At 67.1% G+C, this 19,111-nt stretch carries 17 protein-coding genes; 8 read left to right on the forward strand and 9 right to left on the reverse strand.

Features of this window, described 5'->3' with window-relative positions:
• Positions 1-120: 120 nt before the first annotated feature.
• The 3 genes from AC07XB_RS34565 to AC07XB_RS34575 form a co-directional block, all read right to left on the reverse strand.
• The gene (locus AC07XB_RS34565; protein ID WP_492375017.1) at positions 121-1,596 is read right to left on the reverse strand and encodes a sensor domain-containing diguanylate cyclase; all 1,476 of its coding nucleotides are present in this window, start codon (positions 1,594-1,596) and stop codon (positions 121-123) included.
• A 206-nt stretch (positions 1,597-1,802) separates the two neighbouring features.
• The gene (locus AC07XB_RS34570) at positions 1,803-2,204 is read right to left on the reverse strand and encodes a hypothetical protein (protein ID WP_492375018.1); all 402 of its coding nucleotides are present in this window, start codon (positions 2,202-2,204) and stop codon (positions 1,803-1,805) included.
• A gap of 174 nt (positions 2,205-2,378) precedes the next feature.
• Entirely contained in the window at positions 2,379-3,821 is a 1,443-nt protein-coding gene (locus AC07XB_RS34575) for an aminotransferase-like domain-containing protein (protein ID WP_492375019.1), read from the reverse strand.
• A 174-nt stretch (positions 3,822-3,995) separates the two neighbouring features.
• Here AC07XB_RS34575 and AC07XB_RS34580 point away from each other — a divergent pair, with 174 nt between their 5' ends.
• The gene (locus tag AC07XB_RS34580) at positions 3,996-4,361 is read left to right on the forward strand and encodes a hypothetical protein (RefSeq protein WP_492832134.1); all 366 of its coding nucleotides are present in this window, start codon (positions 3,996-3,998) and stop codon (positions 4,359-4,361) included.
• A 34-nt stretch (positions 4,362-4,395) separates the two neighbouring features.
• On the opposite strand, the gene AC07XB_RS34585 is transcribed toward AC07XB_RS34580, so the two are convergent.
• Complete coding sequence (locus tag AC07XB_RS34585) at positions 4,396-4,701, reverse strand: single-stranded DNA-binding protein (protein ID WP_150986262.1); 306 nt, start codon at positions 4,699-4,701, stop codon at positions 4,396-4,398.
• Between the two features lie 187 nt (positions 4,702-4,888).
• On the opposite strand from AC07XB_RS34585, the gene AC07XB_RS34590 reads away from it, so the two are divergent.
• On the forward strand, positions 4,889-6,511 hold the full coding sequence (locus tag AC07XB_RS34590) for an NAD(P)/FAD-dependent oxidoreductase (RefSeq protein ID WP_492809871.1): 1,623 nt from the start codon (positions 4,889-4,891) through the stop codon (positions 6,509-6,511).
• Between the two features lie 16 nt (positions 6,512-6,527).
• Here AC07XB_RS34590 and AC07XB_RS34595 read toward each other — a convergent pair whose 3' ends face one another.
• The gene (locus AC07XB_RS34595) at positions 6,528-7,796 is read right to left on the reverse strand and encodes a TIGR03862 family flavoprotein (protein WP_492387117.1); all 1,269 of its coding nucleotides are present in this window, start codon (positions 7,794-7,796) and stop codon (positions 6,528-6,530) included.
• Between the two features lie 133 nt (positions 7,797-7,929).
• On the opposite strand from AC07XB_RS34595, the gene AC07XB_RS34600 reads away from it, so the two are divergent.
• Together AC07XB_RS34600 and AC07XB_RS34605 are read left to right on the forward strand one after the other, a co-directional pair.
• Positions 7,930-8,322 carry a hypothetical protein gene (locus tag AC07XB_RS34600; RefSeq protein WP_492809869.1) on the forward strand — a complete coding sequence of 131 codons (393 nt, stop codon included), beginning with the start codon at positions 7,930-7,932 and terminating at the stop codon, positions 8,320-8,322.
• Between the two features lie 70 nt (positions 8,323-8,392).
• Complete coding sequence (locus AC07XB_RS34605) at positions 8,393-8,959, forward strand: DUF1415 domain-containing protein (protein ID WP_492376652.1); 567 nt, start codon at positions 8,393-8,395, stop codon at positions 8,957-8,959.
• 72 nt (positions 8,960-9,031) lie between these two features.
• On the opposite strand, the gene AC07XB_RS34610 is transcribed toward AC07XB_RS34605, so the two are convergent.
• Together AC07XB_RS34610 and AC07XB_RS34615 are read right to left on the reverse strand one after the other, a co-directional pair.
• A complete protein-coding gene (locus AC07XB_RS34610) occupies positions 9,032-9,919 on the reverse strand; it encodes a class I SAM-dependent methyltransferase (protein WP_052494454.1) in 888 nt (295 codons plus the stop codon).
• A 200-nt stretch (positions 9,920-10,119) separates the two neighbouring features.
• Positions 10,120-11,073 (reverse strand): bestrophin family protein, encoded by a 954-nt coding sequence (locus AC07XB_RS34615; protein WP_492809867.1) that lies wholly within the window; start codon positions 11,071-11,073, stop codon positions 10,120-10,122.
• Positions 11,074-11,371: 298 nt separating this feature from the next.
• Here AC07XB_RS34615 and AC07XB_RS34620 point away from each other — a divergent pair, with 298 nt between their 5' ends.
• The 3 genes from AC07XB_RS34620 to AC07XB_RS34630 all read left to right on the forward strand — a co-directional run bounded on the left by AC07XB_RS34620 (position 11,372) and on the right by AC07XB_RS34630 (position 16,290).
• Positions 11,372-13,075, forward strand: coding sequence for a flagellar assembly protein A (locus tag AC07XB_RS34620; protein ID WP_492832136.1), 1,704 nt, complete (start codon positions 11,372-11,374; stop codon positions 13,073-13,075).
• 291 nt (positions 13,076-13,366) lie between these two features.
• On the forward strand, positions 13,367-13,876 hold the full coding sequence (locus tag AC07XB_RS34625; RefSeq protein WP_492809863.1) for a response regulator: 510 nt from the start codon (positions 13,367-13,369) through the stop codon (positions 13,874-13,876).
• A gap of 389 nt (positions 13,877-14,265) precedes the next feature.
• Positions 14,266-16,290, forward strand: a complete 2,025-nt coding sequence (locus tag AC07XB_RS34630; RefSeq protein WP_492809993.1) for a gamma-glutamyltransferase family protein — start codon at positions 14,266-14,268, stop codon at positions 16,288-16,290.
• 221 nt (positions 16,291-16,511) lie between these two features.
• Here the strand turns inward: AC07XB_RS34630 and AC07XB_RS34635 are convergent, their stop codons facing one another.
• The gene (locus AC07XB_RS34635) at positions 16,512-17,075 is read right to left on the reverse strand and encodes a hypothetical protein (protein WP_492376656.1); all 564 of its coding nucleotides are present in this window, start codon (positions 17,073-17,075) and stop codon (positions 16,512-16,514) included.
• A gap of 495 nt (positions 17,076-17,570) precedes the next feature.
• A complete protein-coding gene (locus AC07XB_RS34640; protein WP_492376657.1) occupies positions 17,571-18,440 on the reverse strand; it encodes a transcriptional regulator in 870 nt (289 codons plus the stop codon).
• A 392-nt stretch (positions 18,441-18,832) separates the two neighbouring features.
• Between AC07XB_RS34640 and AC07XB_RS34645 the strand changes: the two genes are divergently transcribed.
• Complete coding sequence (locus AC07XB_RS34645) at positions 18,833-19,087, forward strand: hypothetical protein (protein ID WP_492809860.1); 255 nt, start codon at positions 18,833-18,835, stop codon at positions 19,085-19,087.
• Positions 19,088-19,111 lie beyond the last annotated feature (24 nt).

Here is a 19,111-nt window from a genome sequence, read left to right on the forward strand (position 1 = left end):
ACTTGGCCTGACGCCAGCACCGTCGCAAACAAAAAACCCCACACTCCGAAAAATGTGGGGTTCGTCAGCAATCTGAGGGCCGGCTGATGCCGGCCCTTTCTTTTGCCCATCGGCGATGGCCTATCGGCGCCGCCGCTCGCGCTCGTCGTCGAGCGCCTCGTAGTGGGCGCGCTTGGCCTGGTACATGCGGGCGTCGGCCAGCTTGACGGCGTCGCTCAGGCGGTCCGATGCGCTGCAGCTTGCGGTGCCGATCGACAGGCTGAGCGCGGTGCCCGGATAGAACTGGTTGTTGAGCTCCACCACCTGGTGGATCTGCTCGACCACTGTGGCCGCGCCGCGCTCGTCGCGCGCTGGCAGCAGCACCATGAACTCGTCGCCCCCGACCCGCGCCACGCAGGCCTGGTCGCCCACGGCCTTTTTCAGCGCCTCGCCGGTGCGGCGCAGGAGCGCATCGCCGTCACCGTGGCCGAGCTGGTCGTTGACCTGCTTCAGGCCGTTCAGGTCGACCGCGATCACGCTGACCGGCCACGGGCCCTTGCGGCCCAGCCGCGCGAGCTCATCTTCGTAGTAGGCGCGGTTGTAGAGCTTGGTCAGTACGTCGTGCTTGCCGAGGAATTCGACGTAGGCCTCGGCCTTCTTGCGCGCGGTGATGTCGGTCAGCGACACCAGCACCTGGTCCCATTCCGCCTCGCGGCCGGGGAACACCGACCACTGCATGAACACGTCCACGGCCCGGCCATCCAGCGCGTAGTTGATGACTTCGCGCTGCTGCCAGAGTTTCTCGTTCCAGAGGTCGATCAACTGCTCGGCGAACTGGATGCGCATATTGTCGCGGAACACGTCGCCCAGGCGCGAGAGCAGCTCTTCCTTGGTCGACGCGCTGAACATCAGCAGGGTTTGCTGGTTGACGTCGAGCACGCGGATTTCCTGCATGCAGCGGGAAATGAAATCCGGATGCACGTTGAGGAAGGTGCGGAAATCCGAGATGCCCGCGCCGCGGACTTCATCGAGCAGCACCTTGACCGCGCTGAAATCCTCGACCCACAGCGAGACCGGAGAATGCTCGAACAGGCCCAGCGCGTATTGCTCGCTGCGGCGCAGCTCGCGTTCGGTGGCCACGCGCGCGGTGATGTCCTCGATCGACAGCAGCACGCGTTCCCAGGTGGCCTCATGGCCGGGCATGACGGTGGCATCCAGGCGGATGTCCAGCCGCTTGCCTTCCAGCGTGTAGTTGACGGTCTGGCTTGAAAAGCGCAATTCGCCGTCCCACAGCTGGCCGAGTTCCTCGACGTGCTGGTCGAACATTTCGTCGCGAAAGACGGTGTCGAGGTTATTGACGAGGTCGGTGAGGTCGGCGGCACGGAAGAGGTCCAGCGTGCGCTGGTTCACGTCCAGCACGCGGATCCGTGCCGAGCAGTGCGCGACTTCCTCCGGATTGGCGCGCAGGTGGCTGCGCAGGTCGGTCACGCCCTGCGCGCGCAGGGCCTGGAATTGTTCGCGCACGGCGCTGAAGTCTTCCAGCCACAGCGAGACCGGCGCCAGCTGGAACAAGGCTTTGTATTCGTTGTCGATCCGCGACGTGTCGGTCGTTGCCATCAATGCGTCTTTTCCCAATCCCATCCCCCATCCAAATCCTGTTCGGCGCGGGCCAGAGCTGGCACGCGTGTGGCACGGCTGGCTTTGCGCCGCCTCGGATTTGCCGGGGCCGCCGCCATGCTCGCTGCGAGCGATAGCATAGGGCAGCAGGGGAGGAAATGGGTGGTGTGTGGCGTAAATACCCACACTTGGCGCCCGCCGGCGCGTCAGCCCTGGCGGGAGAGCTCGGCGATGCGCGCGGGGGCGTACCGGTGCTGCGCGTTCTCTTGCTCGGCGATCAATTGCAGCGTGGCCGCCTGCAACAGCGAGCCGGCGGTCAGGTGCGAAGCCAGGGTGCGCAGTTCATTGAGCTTGCCGCTGGCAGCGGGGTTGGCATGAGTCATCTCAGTCAAGGTCTGGACAGGAACCCGGCCGATGGTATCGGCAAGCCGGGGGGGGCTGCTTTGTCCCTGGTCATGCTCCGTGCGCGCGGCGTTGTCTTTGGTGTCCAGGCCAGCCCTGGCATCGGTGCGTGCCAGGCGATGCGCCGGGTCGGCGCGGCGGGCGGTGCAAAGGCGCAGGGCGGAGCCCACGGTATCGATGGCGAGCGGGAGGGAGGGGTGCGGCATATGGTTCTCCTTGGGAGCGCGGCCTGCCGGTTTCGGCAATGCTCGCAAGGATGCCGGGCCGGTCCGCCGCCGCCAAGCGCGCTGCGATGAACGGCGCGATGCCAGGAGCGAATGGTGGCGCGAGGCGACGGATGTGGCGCGCCATGCCCGCCGCCTGCCATCCACCATCGGTCGCTAGGGCTGGTCCGCCAAGCGCGCCACCACCGCGGCGAGCGTGCGCAACGCGCGCTCGATCTCAGGCGTGAACGGCGTGCCGCAATTGAGCCGCAGGAAATGGTCGAAGCGGTTGGAGTTGGAGAACATCACGCCGGGCACGACGCGGATGCCGGCCGCCATGGCCTGGTCGAACACGGCCTCGGACGGGACCGAGCCCGGCAGCTCGACCCACAGGTGCAGGCCGCCGTTCGGGTTGGAGGCACGCGTGCCGGCAGGAAACTCGGCGGCAATCGCCTGCGCCACCTGCGCGCGCTGGCTGCGCAATTGCTCGCGCAGGCGCCGCAGGTGCCGCTCGAACGCGCCAGAACCCATGAACTCGGCCGCGGCCATCTGCGCCAGCAACTCGTTGGGCCGCGACTGGCTGTGCTTGAGCATTTCCACGCGCGCCTGCCACTTGCCCGCGGCGATCCATCCCAGCCGCATGCCGGGAGCCAGGATCTTGTGCAGCGAGGCGCAATGGATCACGCCGCCGCTGCGGTCCCAGGCCTTGAGGGCGGCCAGCGGCGCGTCCCCGTCCGCCAGGGCGGAGAAGCAATCGTCCTCGATCAGCGCGATGGCGCGCGCGTCACACCAGGCCACCAGCTGTGCCTTGTTGGCGTCCGGCATGATGCTGCCCAGCGGATTCTGCAGGTTTGGCACCACCACCACGGCGCGGATGTTGTCGTAGGTCTGCGCCGCCAGTTCCAGCGCTTCGAGCGAGATGCCGGTCTGCGGGCTGCTGGGAATCTCCAGCGCGCGCATGCCCAGGCTCTCCAGGATCTGCAGCAGGCCGTAGTAGGTGGGCGACTCCACGGCAATCACGTCGCCGGGCTGTGCCACCGCGCGCAGGGCGAGGTTAAGCGCCTCGGTGCAGCCGTGGGTCACCAGGATATCTTCCGGCGCGACCGTGATGCGCGAGAGCAGCGCGTTGCGCGCCAGCACGGCGCGAAAGGCTGGATGGCCGCCGGAATCTGCCGCGCTGCCGAACAGCTGCGGGTGCAGGCGCAGCGCGCGCGCCGCCGCATTGCGCAGGTCTTGCGCCGGGTACAGCGCGGGCGCGCCACAGGCGCCGGCAAAGTTCACCGCGACCGGTTGCTGGCGCCCGCGCGCGGTGATGGCGGAAATGCGCTCATGGATGCCCACATATTGCGCGGGGTCCGGCAACGTGGCGGCAGGCTCTTCGATCGGCGCCAGCGGCTTGTGCCGGCGGTGCCGCACGAAGTAGCCCGAGCGCGGCCTGGCCTCGAGCAGGCCATCGCTTTCCATCTGCCGGCAGGCCTGCAGCGCGGTCGACAGGCTCACGCCGTGCAGCTCCATCAGCGTGCGCACGGAGGGCACGCGGTCCCCCGGCTTCAAAACGCCCGTTTCAATGGCGTGCAGGTAGTGCTGGGCAAGCTGGCGGTAGAGGGGGGCGGATTCCATGCGGCATGGTGGCGCGGCGGCGGCCAGTGCAACAGATACAGATCTGGGTCTTCTGTATCGTAACAGATGCTCTGTTATGCCTCTGTTACGGTTCACAAGCCACGGGCGTGTGCCTGTTTTGGTCCGGCCCGCATCGGTAGTCTGGAATCCTGTCAAAGCCAGGGAGCCGGCATCATGCAAAGCTATCGTTCAGACCCGATCATCCCCACTGTCCAGCCCGTGCAGCCCACGCCAGCCATGCCGGCTGGCGCTGAGCCGCAAGCGCAGGCAATCGACCTCGAAAGCAGCCGCGTGCTGCGTTTCCATGCCATGGCCGGCACCACCCTGTGCGTGCTGGAGGGCGAAATCGAACTCACCGAGGCGCCGCGCTGGCTGGCCGGCACCGTGTGGCGGCAGCCGCGCCGTCTGCCTGCCGGCAGCGTGGTGGCGCTGTCACCCGGCTGGGTGGAAGTGCTGGCCCGGCAGGCGGCCACGCTGCGATTGCAGGCACCCGCGGCCGGGCCCTGGTGGACCCGCTGGCTGCGGCCGGTGCAGGCCTGACGCGCACTTGGCCGGGACGGCCGCCCTGGGGCGGTCAGTCCTGCTGGCCGTGCGCGCTCAGCATGGCATGGGCCACCAGGTCCAGGGCGGGCCGCGTGTCGCCGTTCTTGTCGGTCCAGACCTTGGGCGTGAGGCTGCCTGACAGCGCGACCGATTCGCCGTCCTCCAGCGCCAGCAGCCCTGCGCGCACCTTGTCGGCAAACGCGATCACATTGACGATGACGGTGTCGCCATCGTTGATCGCTGCCTTGAGCTTGGCGGTCACGTACTGGCTGCCGCCCTGGCCGGAACGTTCGCTGGCGTGGCCGTGGAGCCGGCCGCTGACTAGTGCATCGATCATCTTTCTTCCTTGCTGGTTATCTTGCCGGGGTGCGGAAGATCTCACAATTTCGCACGCTCGTGGCAGAGAATGCGGACCCTGGCCCTAAAAACGATAAAATTGCGGTCCGGCCAGCCCGACGCTCAACCAGAGTGCAGTCAGCGCCCCTTCCAGGGCTGACCCCCCGGCCGCAGAATTCCAGGTTCCCATGCTACGTCTAAGTGAAGTCAAACTCCCGCTCGACCACGCCGAGAGCGATCTCGAGGCCGTGGTCCTCGCCCGCCTCGCCGAGCTCGGCGTCAAGGCCGATGGCCTGACCGGGTTCACCGTGTACCGCCGCGCGCACGATGCCCGCAAGCGCTCGGATATCAAGCTCACCTACATCCTCGATATCGCGGTGAAGGACGAAGCCGCGGCGATCCAGCGCATGGCCGGCAAGCCGAACTGGAGCGTGACGCCGGACATGGCCTACCGTTTCGTCGCCCAGGCACCCGCACCGGGCACCACGCTGCGCCCGGTGGTGATCGGCATGGGCCCGTGCGGTTTGCTCGCCGGCCTGATCCTGGCGCAGATGGGCTTCAAGCCCATCATCCTGGAGCGTGGCAAGGAAGTGCGCGAGCGCACCAAGGACACCTTCGGCCTGTGGCGCAAGAGCGTGCTGAACCCCGAGTCGAACGTGCAGTTTGGCGAGGGCGGGGCGGGCACTTTCTCCGACGGCAAGCTCTACAGCCAGATCAAGGACCCGAAGCACTACGGCCGCAAGGTGCTCGACGAGTTCGTCAAGGCCGGCGCACCGGAGGACATCCTCTACCTCGCGCGCCCGCACATCGGCACCTTCCGCCTGGTCAGCATGGTGGAGAAGATGCGCGCCGAGATTTTCGCGCTGGGCGGCGAGGTCCGCTTCGAGACCCGCGTCGAGGACGTGGATATCGAGGGCGGCAAGATGCGCGGCCTCAAGCTGTCCAACGGCGAGTACCTGCAGGCCGACCACGTTATCCTGGCGGTGGGCCACAGCGCGCGCGACACCTTCGAGATGCTGCATGAGCGCGGCGTGTTCATGGAGGCCAAGCCGTTCTCGCTGGGTTTCCGCATCGAGCATCCGCAGGGCATGATCAACAGCAGCCGCTTTGGCAAGTTCGCCGGCAACAAGCTGCTGGGCGCGGCGGACTACAAGGTGGTGCACCACGCCAGCAACGGACGCGCGGTCTACAGCTTCTGCATGTGCCCGGGTGGCACGGTGGTGGCCGCGGCCTCGGAGCCGGGCCGCGTGGTGACCAACGGCATGAGCCAGTACATCCGCGCCGAGCGCAATGCCAATGCCGGCATCGTGGTGGGCATCACGCCGGAGGATTTCCCCGGCGGCCCGCTGGCCGGCATTGCCTTCCAGCGCCATTGGGAAGAGCGCGCGTTCGAACTTGGCGGGCGCAACTACAACGCGCCGGCGCAGTTGGTGGGCGACTTCATCGCGCGCCGGCCGTCCACGGCGATGGGCGCGGTCGAGCCCTCCTACAAGCCGGGTGTCACGCCGACGGACCTGTCCACCGCGCTGCCCGACTACATCATCGAAGCCATCCGCGAAGCGCTGCCGGAACTGGACAAGAAGATCGCCGGCTTTGCCATGCATGACGCGGTGCTGACCGGCGTGGAAACGCGCACGTCGTCGCCGCTGCGCATCCGCCGCAAGGACAACTACCAGAGCATGAACGTGGAAGGGCTGTACCCGGCCGGCGAAGGCGCCGGCTATGCGGGCGGCATTTACTCCGCGGCCATCGATGGCATCGAAGTGGCCGAGGCCGTGGCGTTGAGCATCGTCAACGGCAAGGCGGCCTGAGCGAGCCCAGGCTGGCTTAGCGCCCGGCAGCCCCGGTCGCTTCCAGCCAGGCCGAGGCTCCCAGCCCGGCCGCGCGCCCGCTGGCAAAGCAGGCGGTCAGCAGGTAGCCGCCGGTGGGCGCTTCCCAGTCCAGCATCTCGCCGGCGCAGAACACGCCCGGCACGGCGCGCAGCATCAATTGCGCGTCCATCGCCTCGAACGCGACGCCGCCCGCGCTGCTGATCACTTCATCGATCGGGCGCGCGCGCAGCAGGCGCACGGGCAGCGCCTTGAGCGCCGCCGCCAGCCGCGCGGGGTCGGCAAATTCTTCTTTTGACAAGCATTCGCGCAGCAAGCCGGCCTTGACGCCGGTGATGCCCAGCTTGCTCTGCAGGTGGCTCGATAGCGAGCGCGCGCCGCGCGGGCGCTGCACCGCGTCTGCCACGCGTGCGGCGGGCAGGCCGGGCGCCAGGTCGAGATGGATCGTGGCCTCGCCCGTGGCTTCGAGCAGGTCGCGCATTGGCGCGCTCAGCGCATAGACCAGGCTCCCCTCGATGCCGCCGGCCGTGATGACGAACTCGCCCTGGCGATAGTGCTCCACGCCATCGCGCTCGCGCAGCCCGATGGCCACGGCCTTGAGCGGGTGGCCGGCAAAACGCGTGCGGAAGTGCTCGCTCCAGGCTACGTCGAAGCCACAGTTGGCGGGGCGCAAAGGGGCGATGTCCACGCCGCGCGCGGCCAGCAGCGGTACCCATGCGCCGTCGGAACCCAGGCGTGCCCAGCTGCCGCCGCCAAGCGCCAGCACTGTGGCATCGGGCCGGACCAGCAGCTCGCCATCGGGCGTGGCAAAGCGCAGCCGGCCCGATGCATCGTCCCAGCCCAGCCAGCGATGGCGCATATGGAACTGCACGCCGGCCTCGCGCAGGCGGTGCAGCCACGCACGCAGCATCGGCGCGGCTTTCATGTCGGTGGGGAAGACGCGGCCCGAGCTGCCGACGAAGGTCTCGATGCCGAGGCCGTGCACCCAGCCGCGCAGCGCTTGTGGATCGAAGCCGGCCAGCAGCGGCGCGATCTGCGCGCTGCGCTTGCCATAGCGCCCGAGGAAGGGCTGCGCCGCTTCGGAATGCGTGAGGTTCATGCCACCGCGCCCGGCCATCAGGAACTTGCGGCCAACCGAGGGCATGGCGTCATACACGTCCACGCGCAATCCGCGCGCGGCCAGCACCTCCGCCGCCATCAGGCCTGCGGGGCCGCCGCCGATCACGGCGACGCTGGCGGCGGGGAGGGGGGCGGTGGGTGCAGACATGGGTTGAATCCGGGGCAAGGCGGTCGATCGCGCAAAGGGGCGCAAGGCAGGGTGCGGCGGATCGGATTATATAGGCCAGGGGCAAGTGCTAATATCGCCCCTTGCCTCGTGCCATGGGTCTCCCGCGCCTCTCATGCCCTTGCCGTCCCGCTTGTCGTTGCCTCTTCCCGCCGCGCGGGCCTTCGTGCTGGTCCTGCTGGTCTTGCTGGGTCTTGTAGCCGGCGTGCACCCGGCGCTCGCGCAGGAAACCGCGCAGGGGCTGCAGGAAAAGGCAATGAAAGGCGATTTCCTGTCCCAGCGCAACCTCTCGTACTGCCTGCAGTCCGGCTGCCTCGGGCTGGAGCGCGACCGCGTCAAGGCCTGCATGTGGCGCAAGGTGATCGTGCTGTCTGGCGAGCGCCATGTCACCGACCTGGACACCGCCAACCTGGAGTACGTCTGCGCAAAGCTGAGCACGACCGAGCGCGATGCGGCCATGCGCCAGGCGGACGCGCTGGCCAGGCAGATCTACGGGCCGCGGCGCTGAGCGCCTTTGGCCTGCTTGGGCGGGAGGCTAAAATAGCGGTTTAGCGCTGTTCCCTTCGTCACGCATCGCCATGCCCATCGCTTCACCATCCAGCCAATTCATCGTAGACGCCACCCAGCAATGGCTGGAACGCGCGGTGATCGGCCTCAACCTGTGCCCCTTCGCCAAGGCCGTGCACGTGAAGCGGCAGATCCGCTACACGGTGAGCGATGCCACCGATACCGAGGGCGTGCTCGCCGATCTCGAAACCGAGTTGCGCACGCTCGCCGATGCCGACCCTGCCGAGATCGACACGACCCTGTTGATCGTGCCACACGCGCTGGCCGGGTTTCTCGACTACAACGATTTCCTCTATTTCGCCGAGCGTCTGCTCAAGAGCCTGCGCCTGGCGGGCATCCTGCAGATCGCCAGCTTCCATCCGCATTACGAGTTCGGCGGCAGCGAGCCGGACGACATCGAGAACTACACCAACCGCGCGCCTTACCCCATCCTGCACCTGCTGCGCGAGGACAGCATCGCGCGAGCCGTGGCGGCTTTTCCCGATGCGTCGGATATCTACGAGCGTAACCAGGAAACCATGCGCCGGCTCGGCCACGACGGCTGGCGCAAGCTGATGACCGAGGCCAGCGGGACATAAAAAACGCGCCGTCAAAGCGGCGCGTTTCAACTTGCGGACGGCAACGCGCCGCACGCATGGCGCGAGTCAGTCTCAGCCGGCAGCAGCCGGCTCCTGCGTATAGAAGCGCGCTTCCATCTCTTCCAGTCCCAGCGTGCGTAGCACTTCGTTCAGCCGCTCCGCCGGGCGGCGGCGCGGCAGGTCCTTGTATTGCGCGATGATGAGCTCGTTCTTCATCGAGTGCTCCCAGCCCACCAGCTCGGTCACGCTGACCTGGTAGCCATGCGCCTCGAGCTGCAGGCAACGCAGCACGTTGGTCACCTGGCTGCCGAACTCACGCGTATGCAGCGGGTGGCGCCAGATTTCGGTCAGCGGATTGCCGGCCAGCAGCTTGCCCTTGTTCTTGCGCAGCACGCCCGCCACCTCGGCCTGGCAGCACGGCACCACCACGATGTACTTGGCGTGCTTTTCCAGCGCGAAACGGATCGCATCGTCCGTGGCCGTGTTGCAGGCGTGCAGCGCGGTGACGATGTCGATGGTGGGCGGAAGCTGATCGGACGTGATCGAATCCGCAACCGACAGGTTCAGGAACGACATGCCCTTGAAGCCGAGCCGGCTGGCGAGCTCCTGCGAGCTGCGCACCAGCTCTTCGCGCGTCTCGATACCGTAGATGTGCGACTGGTCGAGCTGTGCCTTGAAGAACAGGTCATACAGGATGAAGCCGAGGTAGGACTTTCCGGCGCCGTGGTCGACCAGCGTCACGTCGGGGTGATCCTGCTTGAGGTCCTGCAGCAGCGGCTCGATGAACTGGAACAGGTGGTAGACCTGCTTGAGCTTGCGGCGGCTGTCCTGGTTCATCTTGCCGTCGCGCGTGAGGATATGCAGCGCCTTGAGCAGCTCGATGGACTGGCCGGGACGGATTTCGTGGGGGCTGGGCGCCGGTGCGGCGGGCGTCTTGGACGCCGGGGACTTCTGGGCCATCTGGGATGTCTGGAACCTGGGGAAAAGCGGTGAGGCGTGCGCCAAAGCCGGACGACGCTGCGCCGGTACAGCGGCAGTTTACCGAAAGTCGCGCTTGCCCGGGGCGAGTGGTGCAACCGGCGCATGCCGGCGCCGCCTTGCCGGGCCCCTAAACAGGCCCCCTAAACAGGCCCCCTAAACAGGCCCCCTGAAGAGGCCCGCTATAGCAGGCAGTAATCCACGGGGACCAGCGGTGGCGGCAGCGCGGTCTCGCCCAGCGCTTCCTTCATGCCGATTTCGATGGTGCGGCAGAGCGCATCGAGCGGCAGGTCGTTGGCGCTGGTGCCGAACGGTTCTTCCAGCTCATCGCCCAGCGCATCCAGGCCGAAGAAGGTGTAGGCCACGATGGCCACCACCACGGGCGTGACGAAGCCGATGGTATCCACCAGTCCGAACGGCAGCAAAAAACAATACAGGTAGGCGGTACGGTGCAGCAGCAGCGTGTACGAGAACGGGATGGGCGTGTTGTGGATGCGGTCGCACGCCACCGCCGTGGCCATCATGGCCGACAAGGTGTCGTCGATGCCGGCGGCGAGGCAGGGCTCGACGCGGTGCTGCCGCACGCACTGGCCCAGGTCTTCGCCCATGCGCATCATCAGCAAGGCGGGCGCATTGGTGGTGCGCTGCAGGTCTGCGAGTTCCGCCGGGCGCAGCCACGCGGGGTCCAGGCCGGTGGCGGCGCTGGCGCCGCGCAAACGGTTGCGCAGCGCGTACGCGTAGGCAATGGTGCGGGAGATCATGCGCACGCGCGCGTCGCTCAGGCCCGCCGGTTTATGGCCGGCGCTGTCCGGCACGTTGTCGGCGATCAGGCTGAGGCATTGCCGTGCCAGGTTCTGGCTGCGCACCACCAGCTCTCCCCACAGCTTGCGCCCTTCCCAGAAGCGATCGTAGGCGGCGGTATTGCGAAAGCCCAGGAAGATGGCCAGCGGCAGGCCGATCAGCGTGAAGGGAATGGCCGTGAGCGTGACCTTGTGCTGGAAGAACGCGCCGTGGCTGAGCGTGACGGCAACCGCTACCAGCAAGTTCACCAGCAGCACGCGCCAGATGCGCGACAGGATCGAGCCTCGCAGGACCAGGAACAACCTCAGTCCCGATGGGCGGTCTCGCACAATCATCTGTGATCCCCTGGCATTGCGGCACGGCGTTCCGTCGATGGGCAGAAGTGTACATTTTTCGCCTCGGGCGGTGGGGTGCGGGCTGCGCTGCGGCTCAAGTTTTCGGCGAAACGGCCGATGGTGTTGTGTGCGTCAAAAGGGACCGAGATCCCGTGGCGCGTCAATGACATCCCCGGCTTCAAAGGCCTGCCTGGCAGGCCACGGGCACCGGGCGGCCGCGCCATGGCGCAGCGGCGGCGCGGCACTGCCGAGGCTGGGATTGCGGATGGCCCCGAGGACGGGGCGGAGCCGTCCGGACATGATCCATCAATGGAACAACCGAATGGAAAACCGGGGACAAGACACAGAGGCCGGCGGCTTACGGGTTAGCCTGGACGATAGCGCGCGGCAGCTTCGCGCGGCGTATGCTGCCATGCCGGGCCGCATGGCGCCGGACCGCGCCGCGCTGCAAGAGGCGCTGGCCAGGGGCGGCTGGGCGCAGGCGAAGCTGGACACCGCCGCAATCGGCGCCTTTCTCGCGCAATGCCAGCGCGCCACCGAGGGGACGCCCGTGGAGGCGCTGATCGGCGAGCTGACCGACGGCTATTTCGATCTCAGCGTCAGCAGCGACAACCTGAGCGTGCGGCTCAACCTGCTGCCGCCGCAAGGCGGGCGCGAGGTGTCACGGGACGAGATCCGTGCCGCGCTGGCCGAGCGCGGCATCAAAGTCGAGCCGGACAGCGCGGCCCTGCGTGGCGCGGTCGAGGCGGGCTATTGCGACGGGCTCGAGATTGCCACGGGACGCCCGCCGCTGCCCGGCATGCCGGCGCGCTTCGAGAGCCTGCTGGCCCCCCCAAAGCCGTTGGTGGCCGAGGACGAAAGCGGCCGCATCGACCTGCGCGACCTGGGCACGCTGTTGCTGGTGAATCCCGGCACGCCGCTGATGCGGCGCATCCCGGCCCGCCAGGGCAGCGATGGCATCGATGTCTTCGGCAAGGTCGTGCCCGCCGTGCCGGCCGCCGACCCGCCATTTGCGGACGGCCTGACCGGCGTGGCGGCTGATCCCGCTGATCCCGAGGTACTGGTGGCGGCGATCTCGGGCTCGCCGTCCTTGTCGGCGCAGGGCGCATCGGTGAGCCCGGTGGTCGATGTGGAAGCGGTGGACATGCACTCCGGCAACGTCACCTTCGACGGCACGCTGCGCGTCAATGGGGATATCAGGACCGGCATGACCGTGCGCGTGACCGGCGACGTGATCGTCGGCGGCACCATCGAGGCTGCCCATGTGGAGGCGGGCGGCAATGTGGTGGTGAAAGGCGGCATCATCGGCAAGGCCGAGGGCGCGCATCAAGGCGCGCATCAAGGCGCGCATCAAGGCACACAACAGGGCGCCGAGGGCGTCGCGCTGGCGCGGGTGACCTGCAAGGGCTCGCTGCATGCGCGCTTCATCGAAAGCGCGGTGGTCGAGGCCGGCACCGAGGTCAAGGTGGAAAGCGGCATCCGCCAGAGCGACGTCTGCGCCGGGCGCAGCATCGTTGCCGGCAGCCCCAAGGGTGGCCAGGGCAACATCACCGGCGGGCGCTGCCGTGCGCAACTGGCTGTGCGCACCGCTACCCTCGGCGCCTCCGCGGGTACCGCCACCACCGTGCAGGTGGGCACCAATCCCTATGCCGAAGCCGAGAAGGCCGAGCTCGAGTCCCAGCGCCGCCAGCTGGAGGCGGAGCAGGCCAAGGTGCAGCAACTGGTCAGCTTCTTCGCCAAGAATCCCGAGAAAGCGGTGGGCGACCTGCGCGAGAAGGCACGCGCCACGCTGTTCAAGCTCACCCGCGACTCGATTGCGCTCGACGCCAGGCTCGCCAAGCTCGCCGAGCAGCTTCGCCCGTCTCCCGAGGCGGTGATCGAGGTGAGCCGGCGCATTCACGGCGGTTGCAGCCTGCATATCGGGCAGAAGTCGATGAAGATCATGGAGGACAAGCCGGGCGGCCATATCCGGCTGGTGGAGGACCGCATCGCGCTGGTCTGAGTCACCCTGCGTCCCGTCGCACGCCGGCCGCCGCGCTTTTTGCGCGGCGGTTTCGCATGTGCCGAACGGAACACGAGGCGGAACACGTTACGTGACGCGTAACATGCCGCGGCCCCGCCCGGGCCGCGGCGCCCGAGTCCCCGCGCAAGCGCCAAGCCCTTGCCCCACAAGGCGCAGCGGCCTGCCCAGCTCCACCAGAGAGCCCGCGCTGGCGGCTGGCACGTGCCTTGCACCGTACCGTGTCAGGCGTCCCCGCTGGCGCCGTTCCAGAAAAAAACAAAAGGAGGAATCATGGACATGGCACTCACCAGCCGGGCAGGCGTAGACAGCATCACCTCGCGAGGTGTCTCGCAGGGCGTGCCATCGGCCATGTCGGCGCGGCAGGTTGCCAGGCTGCCGCTAGCGTCGCACGGCACGGTGCCGCTCAGGGCGGTGGTGATCGACGAATGCGCGCTGCTGCGCCTCGGCCTGGCCCGCATGCTGGAGAGCATGCCTGGCGTGGAGCAGGTGGACGGCGTGGATCCCGACGATCTCTCCATGCACGGGACGACGATCCGCGAGGCCGGCTTGCTGGTGTTTGGCATGCCGCAGGACGTGACCAGCGGCTGGCGCCTGCTGCGCAAGCTGCGGAGCATGCTGCCCGCCCAGCGGGTGCTGCTGCTGTCGGACAATATGTGGCTGCACATGCCGCCGCCGGAGATGGGCTACGGCATCTGCTGCTGCCTGCCCAAGACAGCGGCGCTTGTGACCCTGGAAGCCGCCATCAGCAGCATGCTCGAGGCCGAGGTGCTGGCTGCCTGAGCCGTGCTTCAATCCACTCCGGCTGCATCAAATCGCGATCGACGCGGCGGGGCGCATGGACGGGCTGGCATGCACGGTGGCGCTGCTCGGGGCGGATGAGGCGTGACTGGGGGGGGGGCGGGGGCAGAGCGTCAACGCGTCCGTGTCCACGACAGCCAGATGCGCATCTTGCAGCACTCCCAAGTATGAACCACGTTCGCATGTCTGTAAATACAGACATGTAGCAATTCAGAATCGCGAATGGCAGGTCTATGTTGATCCTTCGTCACAACCGCTCCCCCATCAGCAGCGGTTGCGGCGATCGACGAGGGAAGCGTCGATTTTCTGAAGCCTCAACATAAGACAGGAAGAACATGCCACAAACTGCTCACGAAGCGGTGACCTTGCCTATGGATCCGGCCGGCACCCGCTTCACACCGACCCGGCTCAGCACCATTGCGCTCGCCTCTTTGGCGCTGACCCTGGGTGCCTGCGGCGGCGACGATCCCGTTGCTACCACCCCGGCTTCGACCACCCCGACGGTGGTCTCGGGCTGCGAACTGAACGGCACCACCGGCGGGGAAGCCGTGGTGTTGCCGGGCGACCCCAACGCGCCGGAGATCGCCACCGGCTATGCGCCCAAGAATACGGTCTACGCCAAGACCTATATGGCGGTGACCAACAACCCGGTCTCGACCAAGGCCGCCTGCGACGTGCTGAAGAACGGCGGCACGGCGGTGGACGCCGCGGTAGCGGCGCAGATGGTGCTGAACCTGGTCGAGCCGCAATCCTCCGGCATCGGCGGCGGCTCCTTCATCATGTACTACGATGCGGCCACCAAGCAGGTCACCGCCTACGACGGGCGCGAGATGGCGCCGGCCGCCGCCGACGGCAACTATATCCAATGGAAGTCCGCCGCCGACCAGACTACGCCGGCACCTAACGCGACGCACAGCGGGCGCTCCATCGGCACGCCCGGCACGTTGCGCGTGCTGGAGCTGGCGCACGGCGAGCACGGCAAGCTGGCCTGGAAGGACTTGTTCTCTCCCGCCATCAAGCTGGCGACCGATGGGTTCCCGATTCCGCCCCGCATGGCTGCCGCGATCGCCTCGGCGGTCAGCAACCCGGTGACGGCCCCCAGCATCAAGCGCGACGCCGAGATGGCCGGTTACTTCCTCAATGCCGACGGCACCCCGCGCGCGGTCAACACTATCATCAAGAACCCGGCGCTGGCCAATGTGTTCACCTCGGTCGCCAGCGGCGGCGCGGATGCGTTCTACAAGAACGGCCCGATTGCCCAGGCGATCGTCGCCAAGATCCAGAACACGTACGGCGGCACCGCCACGCCAGGCCTGACCACGCTGGCCGACCTGGAGAGCTACGTCGCCAAGAAGCGCACGGCGGTTTGCACGACCTATCGCGAGTACGAGATCTGCGGCATGCCGCCGCCGTCCTCGGGCGGCATCGCGGTGGCGCAGATCTTGGGCATCGTCGAGAACTACGAGATGTCGCGCTATGCGCCGTCGAACATGGACAAGAACGGCGGCCGCCCGAATGTGCTCGGCGTCCACCTGATGGCCGAGGCAGGCAACCTGGCCTATGCCGACCGCAACAAGTATGTGGCGGATACCGACTTCATCGGCCTGCCGGGCGGCAGTTGGGAAAGCATGCTGAACAAGCCTTACCTGCGCAAGCGGGCGGACCTGATCAGCACGGTGGGCTCCATGACGCTGCCGGTCGCCGCGGGTGACCTCGGCGCCGTGCCGCTGGCCCCGTCGGTCATCAACGAGCACGGCACCACGCACCTGTCGCTGACCGACAAGTACGGCAACGTCGTCTCGATGACCACCACCATCGAGGCTGGCCTCGGTTCATATCACTTCACCAACGGCTTCCTGCTCAACAACCAGCTGACCGACTTCAACGCGGCACCCGCCGATGCCGGCGGCGTGCCGATCGCCAACCGCGTGCAGCCGGGCAAGCGCCCGCGCAGCTCGATGGCGCCCACGCTGGTGTTCAAGCGCAATGCCGACGGCTCGCGCGGCGACTTCTACATGACCACCGGTTCGCCGGGCGGCGCTAGCATCATCCAGTACGTAGCCAAGACCCTGGTGGGCGTGCTGGACTGGAAGATGGACGCGCAGCAGGCCGTGTCGATGATCGACTTCGGTGGCTCAAACAGCGCCACCAGCGGCATGATGGTCGGCGGCGAGCATCCCAACGTGGATGCCACCAAGCCGGCCGGCGGCCTGGCCGGCGACAACGATCCGCTGGTCAAGGGCCTGCGCGGGCTCGGCCACGTGGTCAACGTGACGGCGCAGTCGAGCGGCTTGAGCGCCATCATCCGCACCACCGTGGGCGGGTCGACGGCGCTGGTCGGCGGGGCCGATCCGCGTCGTGAAGGCGTGGTGCTGGGCGATACGTTCAAGCCATAAGCCGGAACGGAAGGGTTTGCGGAAATTTCTCCACATGCATTGGGAAGCGGCTGGTAGGCCGATGCGAGTGCGCTCGCTACAGTAGCCACTTACCGCTCTCTCCCCGGGGGTGGTTTTCCCGAGAGGGCCTAATCCCTTGGCCCTCCTTCCGTGGCGCTGCATGCTCTCGCATGCGGCGCTTTTTTTTCTCGCCTTCCCCACCTCTGCACCACGGGTTTCGCCTACCAGACCCGGATCTTGAGCTGCAGCGAGATGCAGCCATCCACCTTCCCCCGCATCGTCGGCACGTAGATCAGGTTCGCACCCACGCGCCCATACTCGATGCTGATGACGGGCGCCGCCATCGGCGACCAGCCACCGTGATTGACATCCGGATACCCGCGCACCGCACCCGCCGTAGCACCGATCCGCACCGGGCCAAGATGCAAAGGCTGCCAGGTGACGCTGGCATAGGTGGAGTGATCGCGCATGCTGTTGCGGTACTCGCCGGCCGACAAGGTGAAGTCCTCGGTGATGCGGACATCCGCGCCGATGCCCCAGTTGGCCGCGTTGTAGTGCGCTGCATGATTGAAGTGGTAAGAGAAAAACCCGGCGTTCAGCCAGACCTGGGGGCTGAAGGCGGGCGCCGGCGTAACCTGCGCCGGATCTGCCGGGGTGTCTGGCGGCGTGCTGTCATCCGCGCGGGCGGCGACGGCCCACAGAGATGCGCCTAGCGCAAACACCATCAGGAGCTTGCGCGGAAAAAGGCGATACCTCGCCGCGCCAGGAACTGGATAAGCATCCATGGCCGCTTCCTTGTCGATTGTCTTGGCTGGGAGCTGGCTGGACGCGACGCGAATCGGCGTGCGGGCGCAGCCATCCTGCGCGAGTCCGGCGTGGCGCCGGCGGCCCTAGGTGGCGGCGGTGTGCATGATGTTCCCCGGTTGCGTGGCAAGTGCGAACGCGTACCGCGTGCTGCGCGGCCGCTTCGTCATCGGTCCCGGCAGCCAATTGGATCGGCGGGCCGGTTTTGTATTTATCGTGATACCAGTCTGGTGCTTCGGCGCGTGGGATTCAATCAATCGAATGCCGTAAGCCTATGGAGGGGATTGGAGGGCAAGCGGATATCAACCTTCCGGTAAAAAGGGGACATTGCGCGAGCTTGCGCAGGCAGGCAGGGGGAGGGGTGATATGCCGCTGGCGGCTGCCAGGCGGCAGCGCCAGGGCATGGCGCAATCAGGCAAACACGCGTTTGACGATGCGGGCTGGCGAGCGCCGCGGCAGTGGCAGCGGCGCTTGTCTCATACGGGAGACGCGCTGGCGGAACCAGTCTGGCTGTGCGTCATCGCGCGCCAGGCCAGGTGCGCGGTGCCGGCGGGTGCCTCCGCACGCATGGCTTGCGCGCGCACATCCGGAAAATCCGCTGCGTCGAGCCAGACCGACAGGAAGGCGCCCATCGCGTCGAGCAGCGTGTCCGAGTTGATGCCGGTCGGCCCGCCCACCTTCGGGCAGATGACCAGTTGGGTGCCCTCGTGCGAGTACACGCGCAGCGTCTTGACCAGGTCCGCCGGCTGCAGGTGATGCTCCGAGCAGGGTACGCCCTGGAAGCCGAACGCCAGCAGGAATTCCTCTTCCTCGGCCTGCCCCGTGCAGAGAATCACCTTGGGGCGCATGCGCCGGCGCTGCTCCGCGATAAAGCGGAAGCGCCCACCCTGGCGGCAGAATTCCACATAGCGCCAGTTCGGGCTGAGGCACGGATTGCGGCGAAAGGTCTCGATCTGCGCCAGGTCCATCTGCTGCGGCTTGGGCAGGGGATAGATATTGATCTTGAACTCCCAGCCGCGCGGCGCGTAGAGGTACTGGTCGAAGTAGCCGCGCCAGTCCAGCCCCGGCATGGTTTCACGCAGCGTTGCCGCGCGCGTCGCCGCCATGATGCGGGCGAGGCGCTGGTGCGTCTGCCAGCGCGGCATGTCATGCCGGTGGCGCTCGCGGAATGCGCTGTCCCAGGCGGGCGGCTCATGCACCGGCGCCAGCGAGGCACCCGGCGAAGACGCAAGCAGGTGCGGCTCCTTATCGCATATCCAGACAGCCGCGCCGATGTTCCCTCCCTCCATGCCGGCGTACGAAGAGAAATACGCGTCCAACTCCTCGCTGCTGAAAATTGATGTCATTTGCTCTCTCTCTTCGTCGTGGCCCGTCATGCAAGTCCCTGCGCGATGCGCGCGTGAATGACAAGGACTAAGGCAATGGTCGTGCCATAGGGATGACGGCAATTGCGATCGCGGCGCAGTGGCGGCACGGGGCGGATGCGATCAGGCTGGAAGTGTTGCCAGGCAAGGGTTGCGGGCGCTGTGGCCGAGGCGGGGGAGGGGGTGGCTGCTGAGTCTCGCCGCGTGGGGGATGGCGCGGTGCTGTTACGTCGCTGTTACGCGTTACGTAACGTGGGCGGTGCGGGGGAACGCGGTGGGCGAAATACTACCTGCCGAAAGCGCTGGACCGGCTCACGCCAGGAATGGACAAGGGAGATTCGTGTCTAACTGGTCAAACGCGTCAGGAGGGCGCGATGAGCACATATATCAGAAACCTCACAATCGGTGCGGCCTTGCTGCTGGCCGGCTGCGTGGTAGTGCCTGCTTATGATGCCTATGGCTACAGTTACCCGGCCTACGGCGCCTATGAGCCTTACTATCCCTACCCCTACGGCCCCTACTACAACTACGGTTGGTGGCCTGGATTTTATGGCGGTGCGGTCTTCTTCGGCGGGCGTGGCCATGGCGGGGGACGCCACGGCGGACGCGGAGGTGGCCATGGCCGCTGAGCCGTGTCGCGATCACGCGTTCAT

The sequence above is a fragment of the Cupriavidus sp. GW821-FHT02F09 genome, assembly GCF_059421605.1.